Annotated in this window: 6 protein-coding genes; all 6 read left to right on the top strand. The window is 36.2% G+C overall.

The window, feature by feature from the left end:
- Positions 1-344 precede the first annotated feature (344 nt).
- Positions 345-1,730, top strand: a complete 1,386-nt coding sequence (gene mnmE, locus TX86_RS24400; RefSeq protein ID WP_042352980.1) for a tRNA uridine-5-carboxymethylaminomethyl(34) synthesis GTPase MnmE — start codon at positions 345-347, stop codon at positions 1,728-1,730.
- 28 nt (positions 1,731-1,758) lie between these two features.
- Entirely contained in the window at positions 1,759-3,645 is a 1,887-nt protein-coding gene (gene mnmG / locus TX86_RS24395) for a tRNA uridine-5-carboxymethylaminomethyl(34) synthesis enzyme MnmG (protein WP_042352979.1), read from the top strand.
- A 21-nt stretch (positions 3,646-3,666) separates the two neighbouring features.
- On the top strand, positions 3,667-4,383 hold the full coding sequence (gene rsmG / locus TX86_RS24390) for a 16S rRNA (guanine(527)-N(7))-methyltransferase RsmG (protein ID WP_042352978.1): 717 nt from the start codon (positions 3,667-3,669) through the stop codon (positions 4,381-4,383).
- Between the two features lie 210 nt (positions 4,384-4,593).
- Positions 4,594-5,463 (top strand): nucleoid occlusion protein, encoded by an 870-nt coding sequence (gene noc / locus TX86_RS24385; protein ID WP_042352976.1) that lies wholly within the window; start codon positions 4,594-4,596, stop codon positions 5,461-5,463.
- A 253-nt stretch (positions 5,464-5,716) separates the two neighbouring features.
- Positions 5,717-6,478, top strand: a complete 762-nt coding sequence (locus TX86_RS24380) for a ParA family protein (protein WP_042352973.1) — start codon at positions 5,717-5,719, stop codon at positions 6,476-6,478.
- Positions 6,471-7,316, top strand: coding sequence for a ParB/RepB/Spo0J family partition protein (locus TX86_RS24375; RefSeq protein WP_042352972.1), 846 nt, complete (start codon positions 6,471-6,473; stop codon positions 7,314-7,316). Before TX86_RS24380 ends, TX86_RS24375 begins: the two co-directional genes overlap by 8 nt.
- Positions 7,317-7,329 lie beyond the last annotated feature (13 nt).

Here is a 7,329-nt window from a genome sequence, read left to right as displayed (position 1 = left end):
GTTTTTAAAATTAATTGCCCAAAAGAATACAGTGGTTCGAATAAATATGCATATTGATGATGTGAACAAAGAGGTGGGAATGGTGAACGTTGTTATTCACATGTGGATAAGTTACAATTATCGATGGAAACAGCAGTTGAAATGCATTGTGGACAATTCGTTTCAAAGGTGGTTTTTTCTTTTTTTCAAAAAAAGACTGTGTTATTGTAGTAATTTAGGTAATTAATTTGGGCGATAATGAAATTAACTACAGTTTTATACAGAAGTAAATACAAATATAAAGTGATTTCAAGATAGACAATTCAAATATAGTAAGAAACGGAAAAATGGAATGAGGTGACATGATGGAATTTGAAACAATTGCGGCCATATCAACGCCAATGGGAGAAGGGGCTATTGCGATTGTCCGACTAAGTGGTGACCAAGCGCTTTCAATTGTTGATCGTTTGTTTAGAAGCCCTAATGGAAAAAGACTAATTGAAGTAGCTACACATACTATTCACTATGGTCATTTAATTGATCCAAAAACAAATGCTGTCGTCGAAGAAGTGATGGTATCTGTTATGAAAGGACCTAAAACATTTACTAGAGAAGATGTTGTTGAAATCAACTGTCACGGTGGATTGGTGTCAGTCAAGAAAGTATTGAATTTAGTACTAGTAAATGGCGCAAGACTTGCTGATCCAGGTGAATTTACGAAGCGAGCATTCTTAAATGGACGTATTGACTTATCACAAGCTGAAGCGGTAATGGATCTAATTCGTGCAAAAACTGATCGTGCCATGAGTGTCGCTTTGAATCAAATGGAAGGTCGCTTGTCCAAATTGATTCAAAAGCTTCGCCAAGAAATATTAGAAACGTTAGCTCATGTCGAAGTAAATATTGATTATCCAGAATACGATGATGTAGAAGAAATGACGCATAATATGCTAATTGAAAAAGCTACATATGTTCAACAGCAATTACGAAAGTTATTACAAACAGCGGAGCAAGGTAAAATCTTGCGTGAAGGTCTATCCACAGCCATTGTAGGTCGTCCTAACGTTGGGAAATCATCTTTATTAAATAGCTTCGTTCAAGAAAATAAAGCGATTGTTACTGATATTCCTGGTACTACTCGTGATGTCATTGAAGAGTATGTCAATGTTCGTGGTGTACCACTTCGATTACTAGATACGGCAGGTATACGTGAAACAGAAGACATTGTTGAACGAATCGGTGTGGAAAAGTCACGCGCTGTATTAAAAGAAGCTGACCTTATCCTGCTTGTTTTAAATTATTCAGAAGCTATTTCTGAAGAAGATGAGAAGCTATTTGAAGTGACAAAAGGTATGGACGTTATTGTCATTGTGAATAAAACGGATTTACCTCAAGCCATTGATTTAGATCGTGTGAAAGAACTTGCTGGTAAGGCTCCTGTCATGACGACTTCATTATTAGAAGATAAAGGTGTCGACGAACTAGAAGAGGCTATTGCAGATCTTTTCTTTGAAGGAGATTTAGAAGCTGGAGATTTAACATATGTATCAAATACAAGGCATATTGCTTTGATTTCCCAGGCTATTTCAACAATAGAAGAAGCTGTTTCTGCTATTGAAAATGGAGTACCGATTGATTTGGTGCAAATTGATTTAACAAGAGCATGGGAACTATTAGGTGAAATTATAGGTGACGCCGTACACGAAAGTTTAATTGACCAGCTATTTTCGCAATTTTGTTTAGGAAAATAGTCGTTATAATAACAAAGGAGGAAGAGAAGTGTCTTACGAAGCAGGTAGTTATGATGTCATTGTCATCGGAGCAGGACATGCAGGGTGTGAAGCAGGTTTAGCTGCAGCACGAGCTGGTGCTAAAACGCTAATGTTAACAATTAATTTAGATATGGTTGCCTTTATGCCATGTAATCCATCGGTAGGGGGTCCAGCTAAAGGGATCGTTGTACGAGAAATCGATGCTCTTGGTGGTGAGATGGGTAAAAATATCGATAAAACACATATCCAAATGCGTATGTTGAATACAGGTAAAGGGCCAGCTGTACGTGCATTACGTGCTCAAGCGGATAAATTTTTGTATCAACAAGAGATGAAGTTAACGATTGAGAAGGAAGAAAAACTATCTCTTGTTCAAGGTATGGTTGAGCGCCTAATCATTGAAGACGGGAAATGCACGGGCGTGATCACACAAACAGGTGCAACATATAAAGCCAAAAGTGTTGTTATCACTACAGGAACATTTTTACGTGGTGAAATTATTATTGGTGAATTGAAGTACTCTAGTGGTCCAAATAACCAACAGCCATCTGTTCGCTTATCTGAGCACTTAGAAGAGCTTGGCTTCGATTTAGTTCGTTTTAAAACAGGTACGCCACCACGTGTAAATAGTGATTCCATTGATTATAGTAAAACAGAAATTCAACCTGGTGACGACGTGCCACGTGCTTTCTCCTATGAGACAACGGCTTATATTACAGACCAATTACCATGCTGGTTAACATATACAAGTTTACAAACACATCAAATTATTGATGAAAACTTACACCGGTCACCAATGTATTCAGGTATGATTAAAGGAACTGGTCCACGTTATTGCCCATCTATTGAGGATAAGGTCGTTCGTTTTAATGATAAACCGCGCCACCAAATTTTCTTAGAGCCAGAAGGACGCAATACACGTGAAGTGTATGTACAAGGATTATCAACAAGCTTGCCAGAAGATGTGCAAAAGCGTATGCTGGCATCAATTCCAGGACTTGAAAATGTTCAGTTAATGCGTGCAGGTTATGCAATTGAGTATGATGCAATCGTACCAACGCAATTGTGGCCAACACTTGAAACGAAGAAAATTGAAGGTTTATATACAGCTGGACAAATTAACGGTACTTCAGGTTATGAAGAAGCGGCAGGTCAAGGTTTAATGGCTGGTCTTAATGCAGCTCTAAAAGCATTAGGTAAAGAGCAAGTGATTTTAGGTCGTTCAGATGCTTATATTGGTGTATTAATTGATGATCTTGTTACGAAAGGTACGAATGAACCATATCGTTTATTAACATCTAGAGCAGAGTACCGCTTATTACTTCGTCACGATAACGCAGACTTGCGTTTAACGGAAATTGGAGCAAAAGTAGGTCTTATTAAAGAAGATCGTTATGTAGCATTTAATGAGAAAAAACGCTTAATAGAAGAAGAAAAAGAGCGCTTAAAGACTGTTCGCATCAAGCCTACGGCAGAAGTGCAAGAGATGATTGCAAGCGCAGGCGGAAGTGAATTGAAAGATGGTATTAAAGCCGCTGATTTATTAAGACGTCCGGAAATGAACTATGCTCATATTGAGCAAATTGTTCCTAGTGAGCAACCTTTATCAGAAGATATTAAAGAACAAGTCGAAATTCAGATAAAGTATGAAGGCTATATCGAGAAATCCTTGCAACAAGTAGAACGATTAAAGAAAATGGAAGATAAAAAAATTCCTGATAACATTGATTACGATGCGATTAATAGTTTAGCAACTGAGGCTCGTCAAAAATTAAAGCAAGTGCGTCCATTAACAGTGGCTCAAGCTTCACGTATATCAGGGGTAAATCCAGCTGATGTATCAATCTTATTGGTCTACTTAGAACAAGGGAAAATTGCTCGTATTTCAAATTAATCATATCGAGGTCGGAAACGAATGAATGAACAACAATTTAAAACAATGCTAGAGGAGAAAGGGATAGTGCTTTCTCCTTGGCAAATGGAACAATTTCAAATCTACTTTCAAACATTAGTTGAGTGGAATGAAAAAATGAATTTAACGGCCATTACAGAACAAGAAGAAGTGTATTTAAAGCATTTCTACGATTCCATTTCTGCAGCTTTCTACTTTGATTTTAATAGCGTTGAAAGCATTTGTGATGTTGGAGCAGGAGCAGGATTTCCTAGTATTCCCCTGAAAATCTGTTTCCCACATCTATCTGTATCGATTGTAGATTCTTTGAATAAGCGAATTTCATTTTTACATCATTTAGCCGATGTATTAAAATTAGATTCAGTTCATTTTTATCATAGTCGTGCAGAAGATTTTGGACAAAATCCACTGCATCGTGAGAAATATGATCTTGTAACGGCACGTGCAGTAGCAAGGATGTCCGTACTTTCAGAGTTATGTATTCCTCTTGTTAAAGTAAATGGACATTTTGTAGCGATGAAAGCAGCTAGTGCTCAGGAAGAATTGAATGTTGGTAAAAAGGCAATTACTACGTTAGGTGGTCAATTAGAAAAGGTAGAAAGCATGAATTTACCTTTTGAGAATAGTGAGCGCAATATTATTACCGTTAAAAAAATCAAATCAACAGGTAAAAAGTATCCACGTAAGGCAGGAACGCCAAACAAATCTCCGATTGAGTAGATGGAAACTTATTTTAAATATTTATTAGATAGTAGTTTCGGTTACATAGTAGTCGCTAGTAACCGGGACTACTATGTTTTGAATGATACAAAAAGTTTCACGTGAAACTGCTTATAATTATTTTGATTTTGTCGTAAGAAAATTAAAGGAACTTGTAGTTTTTATAGAGAATATGTACTAAGGGAGTTTCTAAAAGGTGGTGTTAGGGATATGAAGCATCCTTTTTCGCGTTTTTTCGGCTTAAGTGATAAGCAGGAAAGACAATTGGAAGAAGAGAAGGCAGTAGATGAAAAGCCAAGCAACAATGAAGAAATAAAACAAATCCCCATTGCAGAAATCGTTCCTAATAGGTTTCAACCACGAACGATTTTTAATGATGCAAAAATAACCGAATTGGCACAAACCATACATACACATGGAATTATACAGCCAATTGTTGTGAGAGAATACGAACAAGGTAAATTTGAAATTATTGCTGGTGAGCGTAGGTTTAGAGCAATGCAAAAGCTAGGTTGGGAAATGGCTCCGGTAATTGTTAAAAATCTTAGCGATACAGAAACGGCTTCAGTAGCTCTTATTGAAAATTTACAGCGTGAAGAATTATCTCCGATTGAAGAAGCTGTTGCATATAGTAAGCTATTAGAGCTTCATCAGTTAACACAAGAGGCATTAGCTCAAAGATTAGGAATTGGTCAATCAACGGTTGCAAATAAGCTACGATTACTAAAATTGCCTGATGAAGTACACCAGGCACTATTAAATAAAACAATTACGGAACGTCATGCTCGTTCGCTCATCCCTTTAAAGGATGTAACGAAACAGTTGGCTTTACTACAAGAGATTATTGACAATCATTTAAATGTAAAGCAAACGGAAGATCGAGTAGCCAAGCTTTTATCCACTTCTCCAGAGAAGAAAAAGCCGAAGCGAAAAGCAATCAGCAAGGATATGCGAATTGCCGTTAATACTATTCGCCAATCGTTATCAATGGTTATAGATAATGGGATTGACCTTAATGCTGAAGAAGAAGAGCATGAGGAGTATTATCAATTTACTATTAAAATCCCAAAGAAAAAGTAAATACATGAAGACATAAGGAGCTCAAGGTAGGACATTTACAACCAAAGCTCCTTTTCTTTATACTCATAAATGTTATAAATTATCTAATTATTCAGTTAGTTAAGTGTAGAAAGTTAATGATTAAAAAATCTGCTAGCAATTTTTTATGATAAAATATAGTACATGTAAACTTGTTTTTCGTAACGTAATAGATTGCTTTTCAACATTTATATAATAAATTTGTATTGATGAAGGAATAAGGGTAGGTGACATCGTGGGAAAAATTATAGCTATTGCCAATCAAAAAGGTGGAGTGGGAAAAACGACTACATCTGTAAATCTTGCCGCATGTATGGCTTATATTGGTAAAAGGGTTTTATTAGTAGACATTGATCCACAGGGTAATGCAACAAGTGGAATTGGTATCGAAAAAGCTGATGTTGAACGATGCATTTATGATGTGCTTGTGGATGATTTAGAAGTATCAGATGTAATTAAAGCTGCTAAAGTTGAAAACTTACATGTAGTACCAGCTACTATTCAGCTAGCAGGTGCAGAGATTGAGCTTGTGCCTACTATTTCTAGAGAAGTTCGTTTAAAACGTGCATTAGAAAAAGTAAAAAAGGACTATGATTACATTATTATTGATTGTCCTCCTTCTTTAGGTCTACTTACAATCAATGCATTAACAGCTGCAGACGCGGTAATTATTCCGGTGCAGTGTGAGTATTATGCACTAGAAGGATTAAGTCAGTTATTAAACACAGTACGTCTCGTACAAAAGCACCTAAATGAGGAATTAAAGATTGAAGGTGTATTGCTTACAATGCTAGATGCTAGGACTAATCTTGGTATTCAAGTAATTGAAGAAGTGAAGAAGTACTTTCAAGATAAAGTTTATCAGACAATCATACCTAGAAATGTCCGTCTTAGTGAAGCTCCAAGTCACGGTGAACCTATTATTATTTATGATGCTAAGTCACGAGGAGCAGAAGTATATGTAGATTTGGCAAAGGAAGTGGTTTCAAATGGCTAAAGGATTAGGAAAAGGTATAAATGCCTTATTTACTGGCCTTGAAGCAACTAAAGAGGATCTCATTTTAGAAGTTGAATTGAAAGAATTGAGACCCAATCCTTATCAACCGAGAAAAATATTCTCGGAGCAAGGGATCGAGGAATTAAAAGCGTCCATTATTCAACATGGTATTCTTCAACCGATTATTGTGAAGAAGAGTATTAAAGGATACGAAATCGTTGTAGGAGAGCGTCGTTTTCGCGCTGCTAAGGCCGCTGGGCTGACGAAAGTTCCAGTCGTTGTTAAAGAGTATAATAACCAACAAATGATGGAGCTTGCTGTTTTAGAGAATCTACAACGGGAAGATTTAACTCCAATTGAAGAAGCAACAGCTTATCAAACATTGCTTGATAAATTGGGAATTACCCAAGAAGAGTTGGCAAAAAGATTAGGTAAAAGTAGACCACATATAACTAATCATCTTCGTTTACTTTCACTTCCAAAAGATATTCAACAACTAATATCTCAAGGGACTATTTCAATGGGACATGGAAGAGCATTACTTGGTTTAAAAAACAAAGAATTTCTTTCAATAGTTGTTGAAAAAATTGTCAAAGAAGAAATGAATGTCCGTCAATTGGAACAGTGGATTCAGCAATTAAATGAAAATGTTTCACATGAAACGAAGAAGAAAACCGTGAAAAAAGATATATTCATTCAAGAGCAAGAAAATGTCTTAAGAGAGCGTTTTGGTACAACAGTTACAATTACGCAACGTAAGAAAAAGGGTAAAATAGAAATCGAGTTTTTCTCGCCAGATGATTTAAATCGTATATTAACTCTTTTGGATCAGAAATAATTAATTCATAAAC

The sequence above is a fragment of the Bacillus massiliigorillae genome, assembly GCF_000380245.2.
GTDB classification, from domain to species: Bacteria; Bacillota; Bacilli; order Bacillales; family DSM-1321; genus Bacillus_AD; species Bacillus_AD massiliigorillae.
The sequence above is the reverse complement of the archived record's forward strand: the minus strand, read 5'-3'. Positions and strand labels throughout refer to the sequence as shown.